This window comes from Micromonospora sp. NPDC005174, from assembly GCF_040608495.1.
Lineage (GTDB): Bacteria > Actinomycetota > Actinomycetes > Mycobacteriales > Micromonosporaceae > Micromonospora.
Genome location: NZ_JBEXIJ010000026.1, coordinates 18090 through 40144, shown reverse-complemented (window position 1 = coordinate 40144; position 22055 = coordinate 18090). Strand labels below are relative to the sequence as shown.

Below are 22055 nucleotides of genomic sequence, written 5' to 3'. Positions count from 1 at the left end.
GCGTCGTGCTCAGACCGGGATCGCCGCCAGTTCGGCGTTCGCGCGTTCGGTGACGAGGGTGAGGACCTGCGCCGCGGTGCGAGACTCCGCGGCGGGGATGTCCGCGTACAGCCGGGCGGTGATGCCCCCGACGGCCTCGGTGACGTGGACCTGGGCGGCGTGGCCGGCGTCGGTGAGCCGCACCTGCGGCTCGGCGCTGTCGTCGAGCCGCGCCAGGTCGGCGTCGACGAGGCCGACGATCGCCTCGTGCACGACCGATTCGGCGATCCTGCGGGCGGTCGCGATGCGTCGCACGAGCTGCGGGCGCGCGACGGGGCCGGCGGCGAGGGCGTTGAGCGCGAGGACCTGGTCGAAGTCGACGCCCAGGGGTGCGACGGCACGTTCGAGCAGGGCCCGGGTGGCGAAGTGGGCCTGACCGATGACCTGACCGTTCAGAGTGGACACGATGCCTCCTTCGAAAACGTTGGCCAAACCAACGTTGGTGGAGCCAACGTAACACGGTTTGTGGGTCGTGCCAACGATTACTGTTAGGCTCCCGCCATGGACGCCACCGCCCCGCAGTCACCCGCCGGGCTGCGGACCGCCCCGAGTTGGCTGCTCAACCAGGCCGCCGCACACGCCGGCCGGCTCGTCAGCGCGGGCTTCGCCACACACGACCTACGCGGCTACCACTTCCGGCTACTCGCCACACTGACCGAGGACGGCCCCGCCAGCCAGGCCGACCTGGGCCGCCGCTGCGGCATCGACCGCAGCGACGTCGTGGCCGCCATCAACGACCTGGCCGGTCGAGGGCTCGTGGTACGCGCCCCCGACCCGGCCGATCGCCGCCGCAACGTCATCAGCCCCACCGACGCCGGCACCCGCGAAGCCCACCGGATGGCCGACACCGTCGCCCGCGTACAGGACGACCTGCTCGCACCCCTGACGAGCGCCGAACGCGGCCAGTTGACCCGCCTGCTCACCCGCCTGGTGGAACACCACGCCGGCCGGTGAGCACCCTCAGCTCGCCTCGCGCAGCTCCGCCAACCGGGCCTCGATCTCGGCCAGCTCCGCGCGCAGCTTCTCCGCCTGCTGCTCGGCCTCGGCCCGCTCGGCGCCCATGATCTGCTCCACCGCCTCCTGCACACCGGGCACGTCCACCAGCGCCACCATCTTCAACGCCTCGGCCGGCTTCACCACGTACGGCTTCGCCAGAGCCTTGCTGCCCTGCTGCGCGGCGACGGTCCACTCCCCGTCGGCGTACGCCAGCGTCACCGTGAGGCCCGCGGGGCTCTTGGGCTTCGCGGCCTTGACCGCCCGCCGCGCCGGCGGCTTCTCGGCCTGCTCCACCTTCGGCTCCTCCTGTCGCGGCGCGGGCACCCGCGGCGTGTCCAACACGAACTCCGGCGCGGCCGGCACGGGCGTCACCTCCGGCTCCGGCTCCGGTTTCGGCTCCGCCACCCGACGACCGGCGCCCTTGGGCGCCACCGCCAGATCGGCGGGGGAGAACGGCAACTCGTCACGGCCGAACCGCACCACGACGAACTCGTCGGACACCTCCGGATCGGTCAACTCGACGACCTGACCGACCTGACCGGCGATCTGCCCCGCCGCCGCGGTGAACACCACCCTCGGCTTACGGCCCGCGGCCAACGCCTCCCGGATGCTCTGCACCTCGTCAGTGGACAAACCCTGGCCGGCATCCATCACAACCCTCTTCCGTACACCTGTTTGATTGCTGTCTTGATACCAGCTCGCTGCGACACCCACCGCACGGGGCTCAGCCACCCAGCGCCCGCAACGCCCGATCCGCGTGGTCGTTCATGCTGACCTCGCTGTGGATCACCTCGATGACCCGCCGGTCGGTACCGATGACGAACGTCATCCGCTTCGTGCTCAGCGCCCCCAAGGGCACCCGCCGCCGGACCCCGAACGCCTTCGCGACAGTGCCGTCCACATCCGACAGCAGCGGATAGTCGAAGCCGTGCAGCTTCGAGAACTCCGCCTGCTTGGCCACGTCGTCGCGGCTGATACCCACCCGCGACGCGCCCAGCGCCGTGAACTCCGCCGCCAGGTCCCGGAAGTGGCAGCTCTCCGCCGTACACCCGCGGGTCATCGCCCCGGGATAGAAGAACAGCACCACCGGCCCCGACGCCAGGAACTCCGACAGCCGCCGCGGCGTGCCCGTCTCATCCGGCAGCTCGAAGTCGTCCACGACATCGCCGACACCCACACCCGCCACCGCGCACCTCCGTTGTCCGATCGAACGCGCGGTGAGCGTAAGCGATCACACCCGCAGCGCCGACACTCGTCGACCACCCCCGCCGCGTGTGACCCTCCTCTCGACGACTCACCCGCGTCGGTCGCGGTAGCGTCGCCCCAACCCACCCGACAGCACCGGAGGCACCGTGGCACCCGTCACCGTCATCACCGGCGGCGGCCGCGGGATCGGCGCGGCCACCGCCCGCCGTCTCGCCGCCGCCGGCCACCACCTCGCCCTGTGCTACCGCCGCGACGACACCGCCGCCGCAGCGGTCCTGGCCGACCTGCACGCCACCGGCGTCCAGGCCATCGCCGTACGCGCCGACACCACCGACCCCGACCAGGTCACCGCCCTGTTCGACGCCGCCGCGCAACTCGGCCCCCTCACCGGCCTGGTCAACAACGCCGGCGTCACCAGCCTCATCGGCCCGTTCACCGACCTGCGCGTCGACGACCTGCGCCGCGTCGTCGACGTCAACCTCATCGGGTACGTCCTCTGCGCCCAACAGGCCGCCCGCCGCCTCACCGACGGCGGCGCCATCGTCAACGTCTCCTCGGCGGCCGCGACCCTCGGCAGCCCGGGGGAGTACGTCCACTACGCCGCCGTGAAGGCCGCCACCGACACCCTCACCGTGGGCCTGTCCAAGGAACTCGCCCCGCGCGGCATCCGCGTCAACGGCGTCGCCCCCGGCCTCGTACGCACCGACATCCACACCGACTCCGGCGTACCCGACCGCGCCGACCGCGCCGCCGGCCGCATCCCGATGGGCCGCGCCGGCGAACCCGACGAGATCGCCGCCGCCATCGCCTGGCTCCTCAGCCCGGACGCCTCCTACGCCACCGGCACCGTGCTGCGGGTCTCCGGCGGCCTGTGAGCCGAGGCGCGCGACACGCGCCCCGGCTCACCGCTCTCAGTGCGTGAACAGCTTCGCCGCCGTGATCACCGTCTGCACGACCCCGTAGCCGAGCAGCACCGCCACCACCAGCCAGGAAATCCACAACCGGGCCTGCTGCCCGTTACGACTGTCGTCACTCATCGCGTCCCACTTCCCGCCGTCGCCTCGTTCTCGTCCACGTCCGCGTCCTGCTCCGCCGGCTCGTGGTAGCGCTGTGGCACGGGCCGCACCAGCAGGTTCGCCACGAAGCCCACCGCCAGGACACCCACCATCGTGAACAGCGCCGGCCGGTACGCCGCCGCCGTCAACGTGCCCGGCTTGCCCTGCGCGTCGAGGAACCCGTTCACGATCAGCGGCCCCGCGACACCCGCCGCCGACCAGGCCGTCAACAACCGGCCGTGGATCGCACCCACCTGGTACGTGCCGAACAGGTCCCGCAGGTACGCCGGCACCGTCGCGAACCCGCCACCGTAGAACGACAGGATCACGCAGGCGAACAGCACGAACAACGCCGTCGCCGTGTGCCCGAACAGGGCCAGCAGCGCGTACATCGCCATGCCCACGCCGAGATACACCAGGTAGATCGGCTTACGCCCGATGACGTCCGACGTCGACGACCACACGAACCGGCCCGCCATGTTGAACAGCGACAGCAGACCGACGAACCCACCGGCCGCCGCCACCGACACCGCCGACGTCCCGTTGTCCCGGAAGAAGTCCTGGATCATCGGGCTGGCCTGCTCCAGGATGCCGATGCCCGCCGTCACGTTGCAGAACAGCACCACCCACAACAGCCAGAACGACCGGGTCTTCACCGCGTTCGCCGCCGACACGTTCGCCGTGGTGACCAGCGGTTTCGCCGCCACCGACGCCGGATCGAAGCCCGCCGGACGCCAATCCTCGGCCGGCACCCGCACGTTCGCCACACCGAACATCATGATCACGAAGTAGCCCAGGCCCAGCGTCACGAACAACCACACCAGCGCGCTACCCGACGCCGTCGAACCCGCGTTCGACGGGTCGTAGCCCGGGTCGTAGAACGACAGCAACTGCCGCGACAGGGGAGAGGCCACCATCGCCCCACCACCGAACCCCATGATCGCCAACCCCGTCGCCAGACCCGGCCGGTCCGGGAACCACTTGATCAGCGTGGAGACGGGGGAGATGTACCCGATACCCAGACCGATGCCGCCCAGCAGGCCGTAGCCCACGTACAGCAGCCACAACTGCTTCGTGGCGATGCCCAGCGACCCCACGAGGAAACCCGCCGCCCAGAAGCAGGCCGACACGAACATCGCCTTACGCGGCCCGTTCGCCTCCACCCACGTCCCGGCCACCGCGGCCGACAACCCCAGCATCACGATCGCGATGCTGAAGATCACCCCGATCGCGGTCTGACCCGTGTCGAAGTGGGCGATCAACGAATTCTTGTAGACGCTCGTGGCGTAGACCTGGCCGATGCAGAGGTGGATGGCCAACGCCGCCGGGGGAATGAGCCACCGGCTGTAGCCGGGCGGCGCGACGGTGTGCCGACGATCGAGTGCGGAAAGCATGCGCTGCTTCCTCTCCGAGGCGGACGAAACGTGGCCACAACGTGCCCACCCCGCACCCCAGGAGCAAACCTCACCGTCGCCGGACGGTCCCTCCCGTGAGCTGAGCGGTCACTCAGCCCGCGCCGCGACTACCTCAGGTCCGGCGTGTGCCAGCCACCCGCCAACGCATCCGCCTCCGCCGGACCCCAACTACCCCTGTCGTACGACCGCACCGGCGCCGCCAGATCCAGGATCGGCTCCACGATCCGCCACTCCTGCCGAATCGTCTCCGCACGCGCGAACCGCAGATGCTGACCGTCCATCGCATCGTCCAACAACCGCTCGTACGCCTCCTGCCGACGACCCAACGCCGCACCGAAATCCACCGACAGGTCCACCGGACGACTCGCCACCTGCGCACCCGGGCTCTTCGCCTGGATCGACATCGTGATGCCGTCACCACGACCCAACCGGAACCGCAACAGGTTCGCCGGCGCCACCGCCCCACCCTCGGCAGGAATCAACGACCGCTGCGGCCGCTTGAACTCGACCACCACCTCCGTCGCCGTCCCCGGCAACGACTTGCCCGTGCGCAGATAGAACGGCACACCCGCCCACCGGGCAGAATCCACCGTCAACCGCGTCGCCACGAACGTCTCCGTGTTCGAACCCGCCGCGACACCCGGCTCGTCCCGGTAACCCGCGTACTGCCCCCGCACCGTGGACTCCGGCGACAACGGCACGACCTGCCGCAGCACCGCCGCCTCCGCCTCGCGGAACGCGTCCACGTCGTCACCCGACGGCGCGTCCATCGCGATCAACGCCACGACCTGCAAGATGTGGTTCTGCAACACGTCCCGCGTCGCACCCACCGTGTCGTAGAAACCCGCCCGACCCTGCGTACCGAAACCCTCGGCGAGCGTCACCTGCACGTTGTCGACGTGCTCACGGTTCCACAACGGCTCGAACAGCCGGTTGGCGAACCGGAAGGCGTACAACCCCTCCACCGCCTCCTTGCCCAGGTAGTGGTCGATCCGGAACACCCGACTCGCCTCGAAGGCGGCCCCCAGCGTCCGATCCAACTCCTGCGACGACGCCAGATCACGCCCGAACGGCTTCTCCACGATCACCCGACCACGATCGGCCAACCCGACCGCCGCCAAACCCCGCACCACCGAACCGAACACCATCGGCGGAATCGCCAGATAGAAGATCGGCCGCTCCGCGTCGCGCAGACGCTCCGCCAGCCGCTCGTACGTGACCGGATCCGCATAGTCCCCGGACATCATCGACAGGTTGCCCGCCAAGGCGTCGAACGTCTCGTCGTCCACCACGTCGGAAGCCTCCGCCACCGACTTGCGGGCGGTCGCCACCAACTGCTGATCATCCCAGGGGGAGCGGGCCACCCCGATCACCGGAACGTCGAGACGCCCCCGAAGGGTCAACTCGTACAGCGCCGGAAACAGCTTCTTCGACACGAGATCACCTGTCACGCCGAACAGCACTACCGCGTCTGAGCGCACGCGCATGACACTTCCATCCGATCATGTCGACCTGATCTTCCGAACGGACAACGGCGCACCCCGCCAGCGGAATTCCCAGCGGACGTCCCACGTGAGGTCGGCGACAGCGCCACAACGGAAGATGACCCCACAGCGCACCGCGAACCCCAGGAAGGACCAGAATGACCCTGGCCGCCGACCGCTCACCACAAGCCGGCCCCGACGTGGTGTGCCTGCCGATGTTCGGCATGACCCGCGCCGCCACCGCCGCCGCCTTCCAACCCGCCCTCGCCGGCACCGGCCTACGGGAGACATACCTGGACCTGCCCGGCCACGGCGACACCCCACCCACCTGCCCGCCCACCTCCCAGGCGGTGCTGACCACCATCTGCGACTGGCTCGACCACCACATCGACGCCCCGGCTTTGCTGGCCGGCGCCTCCTACGGCGCCTACCTCGCCGCCGGCATCGCCCGCCAACGCCCCGACCTCGTCCGCGGCCTACTCCTGGTCTGCCCCGGCATCACCATCGCACCGGCCAGCCGCACCCTGCCCGAGCACCGCCCGCCGCCAGGACCCACCGGCTGGCTCGACGACGCCCCCACCGGCCTGCGCGCACACCTCGACACCGCGCTGGGCCACCGCACCCCGACCGTCGTCGCCACCGTCCTGCGCGCCCTGCACACGGGCGGCCCCGGCGACCCCACCTTCCAGCAGGAACTGCGCACAGCACCCGGGTACGCGCTCCCCGACGAGACCGCCGACACCCCCTTCGACGGGCCCGTCAGCGTGCTCACCGGCCGCCAGGACGGCATCGTCGGCTTCGCCGACCAGTTCCACGCCATGCGCCGCTACCCCCGAGGCACCTACACCACCCTCGACCAGGCCGGGCACTACCTGCCCTTCGAACAACCAGCCCTGCTGCGCGCCCACACCCAGGCCTGGCTCCGCCGAACCCCACAACCCGAGGCCGGTACGCGACAATGACCGCCATGGCTGACCTGGGCGACACCAAGGCCGCAATGCACTACTACCTGCGAAGGAACCGCGACGACCTCATCTGGAAACTCGACGGCGTCAGCGAACGCGAGGCCAGAACGCCCCGCACCGCCACCGGCAACAACATGCTCGGCGTCGTCAAGCACTGCCTCAACGTCGAGGCCGCCTACTTCGGGCCCACCTTCGGCCGCGAGTTCCCCACCCCGCAGGAGTTGGTCCCGCTCACCGCGTTCGACGACGACCCACAGGCGGACTGGTACGCGTACGAGAACGAGACCAAGGACGGCCTCATCGACCTGTACCGCCGCGTCGGCGCGTTCGCGGACGAGACGATCGACCAACTACCCCTCGACGCGCCGGGACAGGTGTCCTGGTGGCAACCCGGCCGCCGGGACGTGACACTGGCCCGGATCGTCATGCACGTCACCGGCGACGTCGCCCGGCACGCCGGTCACCTGGACATCATGCGCGAGCAGCACGACGGGGCCGTCGGGTGGCGACAGGACGGCACCAGCATCCCCGACGAGTACGACTGGCCGGCGTACACCGACAAGCTTCGCAAACTGGCCGACCAGTTCGACTGACCGAGCCCGGGGGAGAAGGCGGCGCAAACGACGTTGCCCTGCCGCCGCGTCTCCGCGCCGGCAGGGCAGCCACACCACCGGATCAGTTCTCGGCGCCCAGGCCCTTCAACATCTCGGCGAAGTCAGTGGTCTCCGCGGGCGGAGGGGTCTCGATGGTGACCGCCTTGCCGTAGTCGGTGTAGTCGACCACGATGTCGCCCATCGCGCCCATCACCGTGGCCGCCCGACGCGGCCGGTACTGCTCGTCGACCCAGAGGTCGACCTTGACGTCCTTGACGCCAGCCGCGGCGAACTGCTTCTCGACACCGGCCCGCAGCTTGGCGTCGACCTGACCCAACTGCGTCGCCACCGGAGTGGTGACGGTGTAGTGGACCGTACGAGCCCCGTTCACCGTCTCCTCACCGACGACCGTCACGCCCTCGGACGCGAGCAGGGTCTTGACCTGCTTGGTCGGGTCGATGTCCTCGAACTGCTTGCTGAAGTCCATCCCGGCCTGCTGGCCGACGCTGGCCATGTCCATCTTCAGCCAGCGCTTACCGCCCATGCTCGAGCGGTCCTTCGCAGGCACCTCGACGTAGAACGCGGTCCCGATCAACCGGACGGTGGTCGGGCCGTCCGTCGGGTCCGCCATCGTCATCTCGGCCTTGACCGGGTCACCCAGGTCCAGGACGCCCTGCATGGAGATCTTCTGACCGCCGGTCGTGCCCGTCATCGTCAGCGTCACCGAGTCGCTCTTGTCGGTGGCGTCGATCGTCTTCTGCAACGAGCCCTTGAGGTCGCTGGCCAGCAGTTCGAGGACGCTGGTCTGCTTCGGCGCGTCGGACGAGCCCGACGTACCGGTCGCCACGCCGCAGGCGGAGGCGGTGAGCGCCGTAAGCGCCGAGACCGCGACGACGGCGGTCTTCTTCCACAGTGACACGTGATTGCTTCTTTCCTGCAAAGGCTGCGGGGAATCTCCCCAGTAGATCGACGACACGCTAGCCCACCGCGCCGATCTCCGGGTGCCACACCACATTCGATAATGCACATTATGTAAAGTGAACCGAGCGAGGCCCACCCCCGACCAGCCGCGCCGGGCGTACCGGGCGAGCGGCCGATCCCGCAACGTCAAGGTCGTGCTCGAACCATGAAGTAGTGGCCTCCACCGCGCACCGAGACCACTCGATCCTGGATCGAGCACGATCATGGATCGAGCTGCACCGCCGCGGGCAGACGGCACGGCTCGGACGGCGCATCCCGGACATCAGCGTCGGCGCAGCCATCGCGTCCGTGGCGGGGCCGTCATCGTCATCTCGACTCGACCGGGGCACACGGTCCAGCACGCCCCCGATCGGCAACCCGCGACTCCCCTCTCCCCTCCCTTTCGGGCAACGCGAGAATCATGCATAATATGCCTTATGCATGACAAACAGGACGAATCGCTCAAGGCGCTGATCGAGGAGTTCCTGACCGCGCGAGCCACCCGCAAGCCCTCCCCCCACACCCTGGCGGCCTACCGACGTGATCTGCACGCCGTGGCCGCCCTGGTCGCCGACGGTGACGCCACTCCCCTCCCCCTCGACGAGCTGACGATCACCGACCTGTCCCCCCGTGTGCTGCGGGCGGCGTTCGCGCGGTTCGCCGCTCCCCGGGCTCCCGCGTCGGTGCACCGCGCCTGGTCGACCTGGAACAGCTTCTTCACGTTCCTGGTCACCGACGGAGTGGTGGCGGGCAACCCGATGCCGGCGGTCGACCGGCCCCGGGCCGTCCTGCCCGAGCCGAAGCCGCTGCGCGGCGCGGACACTCCCGAGGTGCTGCTGGCGTCGGTGGCGCGTGACGACGGCCGGCAGCGGGACCCGTGGCCGGAGCGGGACGTGGCGGTGCTGGCGGTGGCACTGTGCGCCGGGCTGCGCCTGTCGGAGCTGCTCGCGTTGCGGGTCGGGTCGCTGGGTGGGCGTCCGGGTGAGCGGCGTGTGGAGGTGGCCGGCAAGGGTGGGCGACCTCGGGTGGTGCCGATCGAGGCGGATCTGGACCGGGTGCTGATGGACTATCTGGACAGTCGGGCGCGGCGTTTCGGTTCGCGGTCGGTACGCCCCGACTCGGTGTTGCTGGTGGACCGGCGGGGCGAGCCACTGCGCCGTGGTGGTCTGCAGTATCTGGTCGAGTCGTGTTACCGGCGGGCGGGCATCGGTGACCGGGTGCCCAAGGGGGCGCGGTTGCACGCGTTGCGGCACACGTTCGCGACGCGGTTGGCGGAGGACGGTGCGGGGGCTGCGGAGATCATGCGGTTGTTGGGGCACGCGTCGTTGGCGTCGTCGCAGACGTACATCGAGGTGACGGCCGGGCAGCAGCGTGAGGCGATCCGCGCGAGTCGTACCCATCGGGTGTTGGCGGCTCTGGTGCCGGCGGAGGGTGACGCGGGGCGCTGATGCTGGCCTCAGCCGAGGTCGACGAGCAGGGGTCGGTGGTCGGAGATGGTGGACGCCGGCGCGGTGACGGCCCGTACGGGTGGGAGCTGATCGAGGTCGTGTCGGTCGGCGAGGATGTGGTCGAGCTGGACGCGGGGTTGCCCGGACGGGTAGGTGGGGCGTCGGCCCAGGGGTTGCCAGCGGGACACGAGGCGGGCCGGGCCGGCGGGGAGGTTGAGGTCGCCGAGCAGGACGCGGGGGGCGGGTAGCGCGCGGAGGGCGCGCACGGTCTGGCGGAGTTGGCGGGCGTTCCATCCGGGCACGAAGGACAGGTGGGTCGCGGCGACGGTGAGGGGGCCGTGGGGGGTGTCCAGGATGGCGGCGAGGACGACGCGGGGTTCGTCGTCGAGGAGGATGAGGCCGCCGCCGGGGCCGGGGACGTAGACGGGTGCGCGTACGGGTGCGGGTTTGAGTCGGGTGATGTGCCAGCTGCGGACGGGGTGGCGGCTGATGAGGCCGATGCCGTAGCAGGGTTCGCCGTGGCCGTCGTCGTCGTGTCGCAGGGGGCGGAACCGTTCGCCGGGGGTGCCGACGACGGCGGCGGCGAAGCGGTGGTGTGGGGCGTCGAGGGCGTGGGCGGCGATGGCGGTGAGGTCGAGGTTGCCGCTGCGGTTCTGGTCGCGGTCGACCTCTTGGAGGGCGAGGACGTCGGCGTCGAGGGCGCGTACGGCGGCGGCGATTCGGTCGGGGTCGACGAGGCCGTCGGTGAGGGATCGTCCGTGCAGCAGGTTGAAGGTGGCCAGGCGCACTCCTGCACCTTACGTGCCCGTGGCAGGGTTGCCGTGTGGTCAAGGTGTTGCTGTGTTCGATGCTCGTGTTCGTTGCGGTTGGCGCGTTGGGGGTGTGGTTGCGGCGTGCGCGGGGGCGGTGATCGGTGAGTCGTGCCACTTGGGGAGCCGGTCGGGTGGTTCGGGTGGGGAGAATTGCCGGCCGTGGACGCTGTGTCGTTGAGTACCTTGCTGGCCGCCGCGGCGATGGCCGGGTGGGTGGATGCCGTGGTCGGTGGTGGGGGGTTGTTGCTGCTGCCGGCGTTGTTGGTGGCCGCTCCGGGGCTGCCGGTGGCTACCGCGTTGGGGACGAACAAGTTGGCGGCGATCTTCGGTACGGCGACGGCGGCGGCGACGTACGCGCGGCGCACGAAGGTGGACTGGCGGGTGGCGGGGCCGGCGGCGGGTGTCGCGGTGGTGAGCGCGGGGGTGGGCGCGGCGTTGGCCGGGGCGGTGCCGGCGTCGGCGTACCGGCCGGTGGTGTTGGTGGTCCTGGTGGCGGTGGCGGTGTTCGTGTTGGTGCGGCCGCGGTTGGGGGTGGTGGCCGTGCCGGCGCGGCGGACGCCGGTGCGGGTCGCGGCGGCGATCGGTGTGGCCGGTGTGGGTATCGCCCTGTACGACGGGTTGATCGGTCCGGGTACGGGGACGTTCCTGGTGGTGGCGTTCACGACGTTGGTGGGTGCGGATTTCGTGCACGGGTCGGCGATGGCGAAGGTGGTCAACGCGGGTACGAATCTGGGCGCGTTGGTGGTGTTCGGGGTGACCGGGCACGTGTGGTGGTTGCTGGGCGCGGCGATGGCGGTGTGCAACATCGCTGGCGCGGTGGTGGGTGCGCGGATGGCGTTGCGGCGGGGGTCGGGGTTCGTGCGGGTGGTGCTGTTGGTGGTGGTGCTGGCGTTGGTCGCGAAGCTGGGCCACGACCAGTGGGTGGCCCGGTAGGGGCGCGGGGTTCAGCTGCGGCGGCTGGGTGAGTCGAAGCGGCCGGCGCGGATCTCGCGCAGGGCTCGGCGGCGGGTGTCGCCGCGCAGGGTGTCGACGTAGAGGGTGCCGTGCAGGTGGTCGGTCTCGTGTTGCAGGGCGCGGGCGAGGAAGCCGGTGCCGGTGATGGTCAGCGGTTCGCCGTGTTGGTCGACGCCGTGGGCGGTGGCGTGCAGGGCCCGGACGGTTGGGAAGTAGAGCCCGGGGATGGACAGGCAGCCCTCTTCGTCGTCCTGGAGTTCGTCGGACAGTTCGAGGGTGGGGTTGATGAGGTGGCCGCGGTGCCCGTCGGCGTCGTAGACGAAGACCTGGGCGTCGACGCCGATCTGTGGTGCGGCGACGCCGGCGCGGCCGGGCTCGCCGAGCAGGGTGTCCATGAGGTCGGTGACCAGGGCGCGGAGCTCGGCGTCGAAGGTGGTGACCGGCTCGCATTCGGTGCGCAGGACGGGGTCGCCGATGATCCGGATGGGCCGCATGGTCATGGGGGTCAGCGTATCGCCGCCGGTGGTGGTGTCAGCGGCCGGTCAGGGTGGCGCGGACGGGGGTGGTCTTCGCGGCGGCTTCGGCGACCTCGGCGGTGGGGTCGCTGTCCCAGGTGATGCCGCCGCCGGCCCAGGTGTGCAGGGCGTCGCCGTCGGCGGCGGCGGTGCGGATGGTGAGGCCGAGGTCGACGTGGCCGGGGGTGACCCAGCCGAGGGCGCCCATGCTGGCGCCGCGGCCGACGGGTTCTGCGGCGGCGATGTGGGTGAGGGCGGCGAGTTTCGGTGCGCCGGTGACGGAGCCTCCGGGGCAGGTGGCGCGGAGCAGGTCGGCGAGGCCGAGGCCGTCGGCGGCGTGCGCGCGGATGGTGGATTCGGCCTGCCAGAGGTCGCACCAGCGGCGTACGGCGAACAGGTCGTCGACGGTGACGGTGCCGGTGCGGGCGATGCGGGCGAGGTCGTTGCGTTCCAGGTCGACGATCATGATGTGTTCGGCGCGTTCCTTGGCGCTGGCGAGGAGTTCGGCGTGGCCGGTGGTGGTGGCGGGGCGGGTGCCCTTGATGGGTCGGGTGATCAGTTGCCCGTGGTGGGCTTCGATGAGGGTTTCCGGGGAGGCGCAGCCGATGGCCCAGCCCTCGCCGGTGAGGACGCCGCCGTAGCGGGCGCCGGGTAGGGCGCCGAGGCGGCGTAGGGCGGGTAGGGGGTCGCCGGTGTAGGGGGCGGTGGCGTGTCCGACGAGGTTGGTCTGGTAGATGTCGCCGCGGCCGATGGCGGCGCGGACGGCGTCGACGGCGGCGGCGTGCTGGTCGGGGGTCCAGCTTTCGGTCCACGGGCCGAGCCACCAGGGTGCGTCGTGGGGGGCGGCGGGTGCTCGGGTGGGTCCGTGGTCGTAGATGACGACGGCGAGGTCGGGCAGGGTGGGCGCGGGTTCGGGTGCGGTGGTGGGCACGCCGGCCAGGTGCGCGCCGGCGGCGGCGGACAGGTACAGGGCGGCGCCGCAGGCGCGTGGGTTGTGCGCTGCGGGTCGGTTCAGGTCGCGCAGGTCCAGGCCGTGGGCGGCGAGGAACTCTTCGGCGAGGAGGGCGGGGTCGCCGCCGTCGGCGCGGCGCCAGTGGAGGCGGGTGCGTTCGACGAGGGTGTCGCGGCATGCGGGCGGCGCCGCGGGCACATCGACCAGCACCTGTGGGAGCGTTTCCACGCCGTATGGTCCGATCTTCCTCATCCGTTCAGTGGATTTCCCGTACGCCAGGCCGGCACCTGCTCGATGCTGGACACCTTCGCTTGGTACTGTGCGTCACTGGTCATGTGAACCATGACACAGTGCCCCCACAGTCCGGAGAACCCGATGTGCCAGCACCAACCGACCTGCCCCTTAGCTGAAGCCACCGACCGGGAAGCCGCCCGGGTCCTCGCCTGCTTCCCTGAGCAGGGCTGGAGCCTGCTCTGCAACGGCGTCATCGTCTTCGAGGACACCGGCGAGCTGTTGCCCGACGGCAGCAGCATCGCACCGCACCGCGGTCCCGCCCGCCACGCCCTCGTAGCCTGAACGACCACCCAGCGTCACCACTGAGCCGCCGTCGACCAGGCTAGTGCAGGTCGCAGCGGTGGCCGGGGCGGCCCGTACCGCCCGCCCCGGCACGCCCGTCGTCAGTCTTCGAACGCCTCCGGCGACGGGCACGAGCAGACCAGGTTCCGGTCGCCGTACGCGCCGTCGATACGCCGCACCGGCGGCCAGTACTTCCCGGCCCGGTCGACTCCGGCCGGGTACGCGCCCACCGACCGTGGGTACGGGTGCGGCCACTCGTCGCCGCTGACCATTGCCGCGGTGTGCGGCGCGTTCGCCAGGGGGTTGTCCCCCGCCGGCCACTGCCCCGAGGCGACCTGCTCGATCTCCGCCCGGATGGCGATCATCGCGTCGCAGAACCGGTCCAGTTCGGCCAGGTCCTCGCTCTCGGTCGGCTCGACCATCAGCGTCCCGGCGACGGGGAACGACATCGTCGGCGCGTGGAAGCCGTAGTCGATGAGCCGCTTCGCGACGTCGTCGACGCTCACGCCGGTCGCCTTCGTCAACTGCCGCAGGTCGAGGATGCACTCGTGCGCCACCAGGCCCTTGTTGCCGGCGTACAGGACCGGGAAGTGCCCGCGCAGCCGGGCCGCCACGTAGTTCGCGGCGAGGACGGCCACGCCGGTGGCCCGGGTCAGCCCCTCGGCGCCCATCATCCGCAGGTACGCCCACGGGATCGGCAGGATGCCCGCCGACCCGTACTTGGCCGCCGAGATCGCCGGGGTGGCGTCGACGTGCGCGCCGAGCGGGTCGCCGGGCAGGAACGGGGCCAGGTGCGCGCGTACCGCCACCGGGCCGACGCCGGGGCCGCCGCCGCCGTGCGGAATGCAGAACGTCTTGTGCAGGTTCAGGTGCGACACGTCCGCGCCGAACCGGCCGGGCTTGGCGAACCCGACCAGGGCGTTGAGGTTCGCCCCGTCGACGTACACCTGGCCGCCGGCGTCGTGGACCTTGGCGCACAGCGACGCGATGCCCGTCTCGTACACGCCGTGCGTCGACGGGTACGTCACCATGATCGCGGCGAGGGCGTCGCGGTGCTTCTCGATCTTCGCGTCGAGGTCGACGAGGTCGACGTTGCCGTCGTCGTCGCAGGCCACCACCACGACCCGCATGCCGGCCATCACCGCCGACGCCGCGTTCGTGCCGTGCGCCGACGACGGGATCAGGCACACGTCGCGGTGCGCCTGGTCCCTCGACGCGTGGTAGGAGCGGATGGCCAGCAGCCCGGCCAGCTCACCCTGGGAGCCGGCGTTGGGCTGCACGCTCACCGCGTCGTAGCCGGTCACCTCGGCCAGCCACGACTCCAGCTGACCGATCAGCTCCCGGTACCCGACGGTCTGCGTGTCCGGCGCGAACGGGTGGATGTTCGCGAACTCCGCCCAGCTGACCGGCTCCATCTCGGTGGTCGCGTTCAGCTTCATCGTGCAGGAACCGAGGGGGATCATGCCCCGGTCCAGGGCGTAGTCGAAGTCCGAGAGGCGCCGCAGGTAGCGCAACATCGCCGTCTCGGAGTGGTGGCTGCGGAACACCGGGTGGGTCAGGAAGTCGGTGCCGCGCGTCAGGTCGGCCGGCAGGGCCGCGTCGGCGTCGCCGTCGAACGTGGGCAGCCCGAACGCCGCCCACACCTCGCGCAGGTGCGCGTCGGTGGTCGTCTCGTCGCAGGACATCCCCACCCGGTCGGCGTCGACCAGGCGCAGGTTCACCCCACGCTCGGCCGCCGCCGCGACGACCCGCGCCGCGCCGCCGGGTACGCGCGCGGTGACGGTGTCGAAGAACGCGACGTCCGTGACGTCCACGCCGCCGGCGCGCAGCCCGGCCGCGAGCCGCGCCGCCATGGCATGGGTACGCGTCGCGATGTCCCGCAGCCCGTCCGGGCCGTGGTAGACGGCGTACATGCCGGCCATCACCGCGAGGAGCACCTGGGCGGTGCAGATGTTGCTGGTCGCCTTCTCCCGCCGGATGTGCTGCTCACGGGTCTGCAACGCCAGCCGGTACGCCGGGTTGCCGTCCGCGTCGCGGGACACCCCGACGAGGCGCCCGGGCAGCATCCGCTCCAGGCCCGCGCGGACCGCCAGGTAGCCGGCGTGCGGTCCACCGAAGCCCATGGGTACGCCGAACCGCTGGGTGGTGCCGGCGGCGATGTCGGCGCCGATCTCCCCCGGCGCCCGCAGCAGCGTCAACGCCAGCAGGTCCGCCGCGACGGTGACCAGGGCGCCGACGGCGTGCGCCGCCTCCACCAGACCGGCGTGGTCGCGGACCGCGCCGGACGCCCCCGGGTACTGCAGGTGCAGACCGAAGAACTCCGCCGGCAACTCGTCGCGCTCGACGTCCAGGACCCGCACGTCGATGCCGAGCGGCACCGCCCGACTGGTGATCACCGCGATGGTCTGCGGCAGGGCGTCGGCGTCGACGACGTACACCCCGCTCTTGGTCTTGGACGCGCGGCGCGCGAGGGTCATGGCCTCCGCCGCGGCGGTGCCCTCGTCCAGCATCGAGGCGTTCGCGGTCGCCAGGCCGGTCAGGTCGGTGACCATCGTCTGGAAGTTCAGCAGCGCCTCGAGGCGGCCCTGGCTGATCTCCGGCTGGTACGGCGTGTACGCCGTGTACCAGGCCGGGTCCTCCAGGACGTTGCGGCGGATCACCGCCGGGGTGTGCGTACCGTGGTAGCCCAGGCCGATCATGGACACCGCGACGGTGTTGCGGGCCGCCAGGGCACGCAGCTCGGCGATGGCCTCGGCCTCGGTGGCCGCCTCCGGCAGGTCGAGGGTGCCGTGCCAGCGGATCACCTCGGGGATCGCGGCGTCCATCAGCTCGTCGATCGAGTCGTGCCCGACGACTTCCAGCATGCGGCGCTCGTCGTCCGGTCCGGGACCGATGTGACGGGTGGCGAACTGCTCTACGGACATCAGGGGCGCTCCCGGGCGAGGTCGACGGGTCGGCCTCCCCCTCTGTCACACCCCGCAGGGGCGCTCCACAGTGCCTGCCCACGAGGTCCTTTTGCCTGAGAGGTTCCGGGGAGGATTTGCCCCTTCGGCGCCGCCTGAACTGTCGGGCGGTCTCTCCCACGTGGGTGCTACCGGCATGGTCAACGCTACCAGCGCCGGTGTTTCCGGCAGATGTCCTACCCCGGGGGCGGCTGTCACACCGGCACCGCCGACGCGCCGGTGATCCGCTCGGCGAGCGCCGGCAGCACCTGCCCCAGCGGCGCGTCGACGCGCACCGTGGCGTATCCGTCACCCCGGGTCGGGCCCTGGTTGACGATCGCCACCGGAATGCCCTGCTTCGCGGCCCGGATCACGAACCGCCGGCCCGACATGACCGTCAGCGACGACCCGAGCACCACGACCGCCCGGGCCTGCTCCACCAGCGCGAAACACCGCGCCACCCGTTGCGCCGGCACCGTCTCGCCGAAGAACACCACGTCCGGTTTCAGCATCCCCGTCCCGCAGATCCCGCAGTCCACCGGCCGGAACCCCGCCACCTGCTCGTCAGGGAGATCAACATCACCGTCCGGGTTGACGGCGGCGACCCGGGCCACGAAGTCCGGGTTGGCCTCACGCAGCCGCCGGTCCACCTCCTCGCGGGAGGTCAGGTTGCCGCAGTCCAGGCAGATCACCTCGTCGAGGCGCCCGTGCAACTCGACCACCCGGTCGCTGCCCGCCGCCCCGTGCAGCCCGTCGACGTTCTGCGTGATCACCGCGTCGACCAGGCCGGCGTCCTGCAACCGCGCCACCGCCCGGTGCCCGTCGTTCGGCGTCGCCCGCGCGATCAACCGCCACCCCAGGTGGCTACGCGCCCAGTACCGGCGTCGCGCCACCGCGTCCCGGGTGAACGCCTGGAAGGTCATCGGGGTGTGCCGACGGGCCACCCCGGAAGGCCCCCGATAGTCCGGGATACCCGACTCGGTGGACAGGCCCGCCCCGCTGAGCACCACCACCTGACCGCCGGCCACCAGCGAGGCCAGCTCCTGCACACTCTTCGTCACCCCTCCATGCTGCCTCAACGCACCCCCCGACGCCCCCCGTGGTTTCCTGACCGGCGGTGAGCTGACCGGGCGGGTGTGCAGCGCGGGGCGACGGCCGATGCGTCTTTCTGGTGAGAAGCACTGACGGGAGCGGGCGTGTCGTTCGAGGATTTCGTGGCGGGGTACGGCCGGTCGCTGGTGCGCCTGGCGTTCGTCCTGAGCGGCGACCGGCACATGGCGGAGGATCTTGCACAGACCGTGCTGGCCGACGCGTACCGGCACTGGAAGCGGGTGCGCGCGGCGGCGGACCCCGAGGCATACGTACGCCGCATGCTGGTGAACGCGCACCTGAGCTGGCGTCGCCGCCGCTGGACCACGGAGCGGCCCACCGACCTGCGCCAGCAGACCGGCGCCACGGTGGCCGACCCGGCCGACGCGGTCGCCGCCCGGGACCAGATGCGGGTGCTGTTGAGCAGACTCGCCCCGCGCGCCCGCACAGTGCTCGTCCTGCGCTACTTCGCCGACCTGGACGACGCGGCGATCGCCGCGGCCATGGGGGTCAGCGAGAGCGCGGTACGGGCCACCGCCTCACGGGCCCTGGCGAGCCTGCGCCCCGCGGCCATCGACGCACGGACGGAGACCCGATGACCCAGTCGACCGAGCGTGAGCTGCGCGACCTGTTCGCCGCCGACGCCGCCGACGCCCCCGACGAACTGGCCGTGGCCGCCGCGGCGGTCCGCCGGGTCCACCGCAGGCGCTGGACCCTGACGGCGGCCGCGACCACGACCGCGGTGATCGTCGCGGCGGGCCTGTACGGCGTCCACCGGCCCGCCGCGACGCCGCAGGCACAGCCGCCGGACACCGCCTCGGTCGCACCGGCCGCCTCGGCGTCGGCGGCCGACCTGCCGGCCGGAGTCAAGCCGGGTGATCCGCTCGCCTTCGGCGCGGCGCAGTGCGTCAAGGCGTACTCACCGCGGACGCTCGCCGAGCAGGCGTTCGCCTTCGACGGCACCGTGACCGGCATCGGGCCGGCCCGAACCGGGCGCAGCAACCATCCGCCCCTGAACCTGCGATCGGTGACCTTCCAGGTGCACACCTGGTTCGCGGGTGGCTCCGAGGGCACCGCCGTGGTGGACATGTCGCCGCCCACCGCGGGGGCCGGAACCGGCGATGCCACGTCCGAGCACGTGCCCGCCTATCAGATCGGCACCCGGTTGCTCGTGTCCGGCACGTCCCGCTGGGGTGGCGCGCCGCTCGCCGACCCGATCGCGTGGGGCTGCGGTTTCACCCGGTACTACAGCCCCTCCACGGCGGCCGAATGGGCCACCGCGACGAAATGAACGCGACGACGACGGCCGGCCGCCCGTTCGGCAGGGGCGAGCAGCCGGCGACCACGACGGGCCCGCCGGTAGGTTGACCACATGCGTGTTGTCATCGCCGGAGGCCACGGCAAGATCGCCCTGCTGCTCGAGCGGCACCTCAGCGAGCGCGGCGACACCGCCGTCGGCCTGATCCGTAACCCCGACCACGTCGACGACCTGCGCGCCGTCGGCGCCACCGCGGTCGTCTGCGACCTGGAACACGCCGACGTCGACGAGGTCGCCGCGCACCTGCAGGACACCGACGCGGTCATCTTCGCCGCCGGCGCCGGACCCGGCAGCGGCGCCGCCCGCAAGGACACCGTCGACCGGGCCGCCGCCGCGCTGCTCGCCGACGCCGCCACCCGCGCCGGTGTCCACCGCTACCTGCTGGTCTCCTCGATGGGCGTGGACGCGCCACCCGCGGCCGGCACCGACGACGTGTGGGCCGCGTACCTGCGCGCCAAACGCGCCGCCGAGGACGACCTGCGCGCCCGCGACCTGGCCTGGACGGTGCTACGCCCCGGCCGCCTCACCGACGACGAACCCACCGGACACGTCACCCTCACCGGACACGCCGGCCGAGGCGCCATCAGCCGCGCCGACGTCGCCCTGGTCCTCGCCGCGCTCCTTCACGAACCCCGCACCGCCGGCGCGACCCTGGAACTCGTCGACGGCCCCACACCCATCGCCGACGCGGTCCGCGCCCACACCACCTGAGCCGCCAGCCGGGTGGGGCCCCACCCGAACGCGGGGCCGCACCCGAGACCGGTCACCGCTGGTGGTGACGCGGCAACGCCGACTGTCCCGCCACACCACCCACGAAAGGCGCCCCCGGCGTCTCCTTCGCGATCCGGTCCATGGTGCGCGCCAACTGCTCACTGCCGTCGTCGAGATGCCGCGCCGCCGCCTGCATGTGCGACACCATCATCTCGCCGAAGATCCGCAACGCCTCCCGGGTCGCCACCGTCTCGTCGAAGCTCGACCCGGCCGAACTGCGGTACTCCGCCACCGCCCGCTCGGCCTCCTGCTTCGCCTCCTCCGCCGCCGCCCGCATGTAACTCTCGTACTGCACCCGGGCGTACTCCGCGACCCGCCGCGCGTAGTCGTGCGCCTGCGCGATGATCTGCTCGGCCTCCCGCTGCGCCGCCGAGAGCAGATTCACCTCCTTGGCCGCCGGCACCTTCGCCGCCGCCCCCGTGCTCGGGATCACCCCGTGGCGGTGCAACTCCACCCGGTCGGTCAGCCGCTCGTTCTCCGCCCGCAGATGCGCGATCTGCGTCGCCAACAGATCCAACTCGTCGGCGATCTGCACCCGGAACCGATCCACGTCCGCGTGGTCGTAGCCGCGCCGCGTGAACGGCGCCGTGCCGAACTCCCACCGCCGAACCCGGTCGGACGTCATCCGTACCTGCACACCGCCGGACACCTGAATCCCGTCGTACCGGCTGATCGGGGTCGCGCTCACCGCTCACGCCTCTCGTTCGCGACTGCGGGGCTCGCAAGCTCACTCCTCGCGCTCACCGCTCCCACCTTCCGTTCGCGACTGCGGGGCTCGCAAGCTCACTCCTCGCGCTCACCGGTCACCCCCCTCACTCGACTGCTGGACAGCCGTACGCCACGCCGGGCCGTACCACTGCTTGCCCAGACCCTCGTGATGCACCTGACCCTCGTGGTAACCCGCCCGCGCCAACGTCTGCGCCGCGTGCGACACCATCTCGTCCGACCCGCACACGTACACGTGCCGCGAACGCCAGTCACCATCGGCCAACGCCCGGTCCACCGCGTGCACGAATTCACCCGGCCGGTTCACGTCCGCGCCAACCACGTACGTCACCGTCAACCACGGAAACGACGACGCCATCTTGTCGATCGCGTCGCTGTCGTAGAACTCGCCGCGCGACCGCGCACCCACATACAGGTCCACCCGACGACGGGAACCCTCCGCGGCGACCTGCTCCACCAACGCCTTCATCGGCGCCCAGCCCGTACCCGACGTCAACAGCAACAGGTCACTGGAACCCGCCGACCACAACGCCAGCCGCTCCCCCACCGGCGCGGCCAGATTCACGCGGTCACCCACCGCCGAGCCGTACACCAGCCGCGACGACACCGCGCCACCCGGCGCGGCCCGCACATGCAACTCCAACGTGCCGTCCGCGCGCGGCGCGTTCGCCGGCGAGTAGTACCGCCACGACCGCACCGACGGATGCGACACCCCCACCGACTGACCCGGAGTGAACGGCAACAGGTACTGCGGACGCACCGTCAACACCGCCACGTCGAACGCCCGCCGCTCATGGGCCACGATTTCCGCCACCCACCACGGCGGGTTCACCGCCTCGGCGGCCTGCGCGGCCTCCGTCATCACCTGCGCGACCAACCCGTACGCGCCCGCCCAGTCCTGGGCCAGCTCGTCGGTCCACTGCTCGGCCAGGAAATGCTGCAACGTCGCCAGCAGCGCCTCACCGACCGCCGGGTAGTGCTCCGCGCGCACCGCGAACTTACGGTGATCCGCGCCGAGGTCCTGCAGGAACCCCACCAGCCGGTCGACCTGGTCCACATGCGACACGATGTGTCCCAACGCGGTGACGAGACGATCCCGCTGCCCCGCCATGTTCGTCGGGAACATCTGCCGCGTCTCGGGATGCCCCAGGAACAACGTCGAATAGAAGTAGAGCGGCACCTCGTCGCCGTGCGCGGCGACGAGGGACCAACTCTGCTTGAGTCGGGCCGCGTCCACGC

Annotated in this window: 24 protein-coding genes and 1 riboswitch; of the genes, 10 read left to right on the top strand and 14 right to left on the bottom strand. The window is 71.4% G+C overall.

Translation table 11 applies throughout. The features are described from left to right. Positions 1-9: 9 nt before the first annotated feature. The gene (locus ABZU91_RS24515) at positions 10-444 is read right to left on the bottom strand and encodes a hypothetical protein (protein WP_355244734.1); all 435 of its coding nucleotides are present in this window, start codon (positions 442-444) and stop codon (positions 10-12) included. A gap of 96 nt (positions 445-540) precedes the next feature. Here ABZU91_RS24515 and ABZU91_RS24510 point away from each other — a divergent pair, with 96 nt between their 5' ends. Next, positions 541-993, top strand: coding sequence for a MarR family winged helix-turn-helix transcriptional regulator (locus tag ABZU91_RS24510; protein ID WP_355244731.1), 453 nt, complete (start codon positions 541-543; stop codon positions 991-993). A gap of 6 nt (positions 994-999) precedes the next feature. On the opposite strand, the gene ABZU91_RS24505 is transcribed toward ABZU91_RS24510, so the two are convergent. Both ABZU91_RS24505 and ABZU91_RS24500 read right to left on the bottom strand, forming a co-directional pair. Then, on the bottom strand, positions 1000-1686 hold the full coding sequence (locus ABZU91_RS24505) for a hypothetical protein (RefSeq protein ID WP_355244728.1): 687 nt from the start codon (positions 1684-1686) through the stop codon (positions 1000-1002). A 73-nt stretch (positions 1687-1759) separates the two neighbouring features. Next, positions 1760-2221, bottom strand: coding sequence for a peroxiredoxin (locus ABZU91_RS24500; protein ID WP_355244725.1), 462 nt, complete (start codon positions 2219-2221; stop codon positions 1760-1762). Between the two features lie 166 nt (positions 2222-2387). Between ABZU91_RS24500 and ABZU91_RS24495 the strand changes: the two genes are divergently transcribed. Next, positions 2388-3116 (top strand): SDR family oxidoreductase, encoded by a 729-nt coding sequence (locus ABZU91_RS24495; protein WP_355244722.1) that lies wholly within the window; start codon positions 2388-2390, stop codon positions 3114-3116. Positions 3117-3152: 36 nt separating this feature from the next. Here the strand turns inward: ABZU91_RS24495 and ABZU91_RS24490 are convergent, their stop codons facing one another. The 3 genes from ABZU91_RS24490 to zwf all read right to left on the bottom strand — a co-directional run bounded on the left by ABZU91_RS24490 (position 3153) and on the right by zwf (position 6198). Further along, positions 3153-3278 (bottom strand): hypothetical protein, encoded by a 126-nt coding sequence (locus ABZU91_RS24490; protein ID WP_355244720.1) that lies wholly within the window; start codon positions 3276-3278, stop codon positions 3153-3155. Further along, complete coding sequence (locus ABZU91_RS24485; RefSeq protein WP_355244717.1) at positions 3275-4690, bottom strand: OFA family MFS transporter; 1416 nt, start codon at positions 4688-4690, stop codon at positions 3275-3277. Before ABZU91_RS24485 ends, ABZU91_RS24490 begins: the two co-directional genes overlap by 4 nt. Before the next feature lie 128 nt (positions 4691-4818). Further along, positions 4819-6198: a glucose-6-phosphate dehydrogenase gene (gene zwf, locus ABZU91_RS24480; RefSeq protein WP_355244714.1), complete on the bottom strand. Its 1380-nt coding sequence runs from the start codon at positions 6196-6198 to the stop codon at positions 4819-4821. 155 nt (positions 6199-6353) lie between these two features. Between zwf and ABZU91_RS24475 the strand changes: the two genes are divergently transcribed. Further along, entirely contained in the window at positions 6354-7157 is an 804-nt protein-coding gene (locus ABZU91_RS24475; protein WP_355244711.1) for an alpha/beta hydrolase, read from the top strand. A gap of 5 nt (positions 7158-7162) precedes the next feature. Next, positions 7163-7753 (top strand): DinB family protein, encoded by a 591-nt coding sequence (locus ABZU91_RS24470; protein WP_355244708.1) that lies wholly within the window; start codon positions 7163-7165, stop codon positions 7751-7753. An 82-nt stretch (positions 7754-7835) separates the two neighbouring features. On the opposite strand, the gene ABZU91_RS24465 is transcribed toward ABZU91_RS24470, so the two are convergent. Then, on the bottom strand, positions 7836-8672 hold the full coding sequence (locus ABZU91_RS24465) for a hypothetical protein (RefSeq protein ID WP_355244706.1): 837 nt from the start codon (positions 8670-8672) through the stop codon (positions 7836-7838). 478 nt (positions 8673-9150) lie between these two features. On the opposite strand from ABZU91_RS24465, the gene ABZU91_RS24460 reads away from it, so the two are divergent. Then, complete coding sequence (locus tag ABZU91_RS24460; protein WP_355244703.1) at positions 9151-10161, top strand: tyrosine-type recombinase/integrase; 1011 nt, start codon at positions 9151-9153, stop codon at positions 10159-10161. An 8-nt stretch (positions 10162-10169) separates the two neighbouring features. Here the strand turns inward: ABZU91_RS24460 and ABZU91_RS24455 are convergent, their stop codons facing one another. Further along, positions 10170-10949 carry an endonuclease/exonuclease/phosphatase family protein gene (locus ABZU91_RS24455; RefSeq protein WP_355244700.1) on the bottom strand — a complete coding sequence of 260 codons (780 nt, stop codon included), beginning with the start codon at positions 10947-10949 and terminating at the stop codon, positions 10170-10172. Between the two features lie 198 nt (positions 10950-11147). On the opposite strand from ABZU91_RS24455, the gene ABZU91_RS24450 reads away from it, so the two are divergent. Continuing rightward, on the top strand, positions 11148-11906 hold the full coding sequence (locus ABZU91_RS24450; protein ID WP_355244697.1) for a TSUP family transporter: 759 nt from the start codon (positions 11148-11150) through the stop codon (positions 11904-11906). Positions 11907-11917: 11 nt separating this feature from the next. Here the strand turns inward: ABZU91_RS24450 and def are convergent, their stop codons facing one another. Both def and ABZU91_RS24440 read right to left on the bottom strand, forming a co-directional pair. Then, positions 11918-12427: a peptide deformylase gene (gene def, locus ABZU91_RS24445; RefSeq protein WP_355244694.1), complete on the bottom strand. Its 510-nt coding sequence runs from the start codon at positions 12425-12427 to the stop codon at positions 11918-11920. A 31-nt stretch (positions 12428-12458) separates the two neighbouring features. After that, entirely contained in the window at positions 12459-13673 is a 1215-nt protein-coding gene (locus ABZU91_RS24440) for a chorismate-binding protein (protein WP_355244898.1), read from the bottom strand. A gap of 96 nt (positions 13674-13769) precedes the next feature. On the opposite strand from ABZU91_RS24440, the gene ABZU91_RS24435 reads away from it, so the two are divergent. Further along, positions 13770-13970: a DUF5999 family protein gene (locus tag ABZU91_RS24435; protein WP_234586185.1), complete on the top strand. Its 201-nt coding sequence runs from the start codon at positions 13770-13772 to the stop codon at positions 13968-13970. Between the two features lie 101 nt (positions 13971-14071). Here ABZU91_RS24435 and gcvP read toward each other — a convergent pair whose 3' ends face one another. Further along, the gene (gene gcvP, locus ABZU91_RS24430) at positions 14072-16894 is read right to left on the bottom strand and encodes an aminomethyl-transferring glycine dehydrogenase (protein ID WP_355244691.1); all 2823 of its coding nucleotides are present in this window, start codon (positions 16892-16894) and stop codon (positions 14072-14074) included. A 73-nt stretch (positions 16895-16967) separates the two neighbouring features. Next, a riboswitch (glycine riboswitch) is annotated at positions 16968-17063 on the bottom strand. A gap of 64 nt (positions 17064-17127) precedes the next feature. Then, a complete protein-coding gene (locus tag ABZU91_RS24425) occupies positions 17128-17973 on the bottom strand; it encodes an NAD-dependent protein deacetylase (protein WP_355244689.1) in 846 nt (281 codons plus the stop codon). 135 nt (positions 17974-18108) lie between these two features. Here ABZU91_RS24425 and ABZU91_RS24420 point away from each other — a divergent pair, with 135 nt between their 5' ends. The 3 genes from ABZU91_RS24420 (at position 18109) to ABZU91_RS24410 (ending at position 20030) form a co-directional block, all read left to right on the top strand. After that, positions 18109-18600 carry a SigE family RNA polymerase sigma factor gene (locus ABZU91_RS24420; RefSeq protein ID WP_355244686.1) on the top strand — a complete coding sequence of 164 codons (492 nt, stop codon included), beginning with the start codon at positions 18109-18111 and terminating at the stop codon, positions 18598-18600. After that, positions 18597-19292, top strand: a complete 696-nt coding sequence (locus ABZU91_RS24415; RefSeq protein WP_355244683.1) for a hypothetical protein — start codon at positions 18597-18599, stop codon at positions 19290-19292. Before ABZU91_RS24420 ends, ABZU91_RS24415 begins: the two co-directional genes overlap by 4 nt. A gap of 81 nt (positions 19293-19373) precedes the next feature. Continuing rightward, a complete protein-coding gene (locus tag ABZU91_RS24410) occupies positions 19374-20030 on the top strand; it encodes an NAD(P)H-binding protein (protein ID WP_355244680.1) in 657 nt (218 codons plus the stop codon). Positions 20031-20082: 52 nt separating this feature from the next. Here the strand turns inward: ABZU91_RS24410 and ABZU91_RS24405 are convergent, their stop codons facing one another. Both ABZU91_RS24405 and ABZU91_RS24400 read right to left on the bottom strand, forming a co-directional pair. Beyond that, complete coding sequence (locus tag ABZU91_RS24405; RefSeq protein ID WP_355244677.1) at positions 20083-20778, bottom strand: cell division protein DivIVA; 696 nt, start codon at positions 20776-20778, stop codon at positions 20083-20085. A 108-nt stretch (positions 20779-20886) separates the two neighbouring features. Beyond that, positions 20887-22053, bottom strand: a complete 1167-nt coding sequence (locus ABZU91_RS24400; RefSeq protein WP_355244674.1) for a globin domain-containing protein — start codon at positions 22051-22053, stop codon at positions 20887-20889. Positions 22054-22055 lie beyond the last annotated feature (2 nt).

Coding starts and splice junctions, on each gene's coding strand:
- ABZU91_RS24470 (WP_355244708.1), top strand. CDS start 7,163: ATGGCTGACCTGGGCGACACCAAGGCCGCAATGCACTACTACCTGCGA.
- gcvP (WP_355244691.1), bottom strand. CDS start 16,894: ATGTCCGTAGAGCAGTTCGCCACCCGTCACATCGGTCCCGGACCGGAC.
- ABZU91_RS24505 (WP_355244728.1), bottom strand. CDS start 1,686: ATGGATGCCGGCCAGGGTTTGTCCACTGACGAGGTGCAGAGCATCCGG.
- ABZU91_RS24485 (WP_355244717.1), bottom strand. CDS start 4,690: ATGCTTTCCGCACTCGATCGTCGGCACACCGTCGCGCCGCCCGGCTAC.
- ABZU91_RS24435 (WP_234586185.1), top strand. CDS start 13,770: ATGTGCCAGCACCAACCGACCTGCCCCTTAGCTGAAGCCACCGACCGG.
- ABZU91_RS24490 (WP_355244720.1), bottom strand. CDS start 3,278: ATGAGTGACGACAGTCGTAACGGGCAGCAGGCCCGGTTGTGGATTTCC.
- ABZU91_RS24410 (WP_355244680.1), top strand. CDS start 19,374: ATGCGTGTTGTCATCGCCGGAGGCCACGGCAAGATCGCCCTGCTGCTC.
- ABZU91_RS24510 (WP_355244731.1), top strand. CDS start 541: ATGGACGCCACCGCCCCGCAGTCACCCGCCGGGCTGCGGACCGCCCCG.
- ABZU91_RS24415 (WP_355244683.1), top strand. CDS start 18,597: ATGACCCAGTCGACCGAGCGTGAGCTGCGCGACCTGTTCGCCGCCGAC.
- ABZU91_RS24475 (WP_355244711.1), top strand. CDS start 6,354: ATGACCCTGGCCGCCGACCGCTCACCACAAGCCGGCCCCGACGTGGTG.
- zwf (WP_355244714.1), bottom strand. CDS start 6,198: ATGCGCGTGCGCTCAGACGCGGTAGTGCTGTTCGGCGTGACAGGTGAT.
- def (WP_355244694.1), bottom strand. CDS start 12,427: ATGACCATGCGGCCCATCCGGATCATCGGCGACCCCGTCCTGCGCACC.
- ABZU91_RS24460 (WP_355244703.1), top strand. CDS start 9,151: ATGCATGACAAACAGGACGAATCGCTCAAGGCGCTGATCGAGGAGTTC.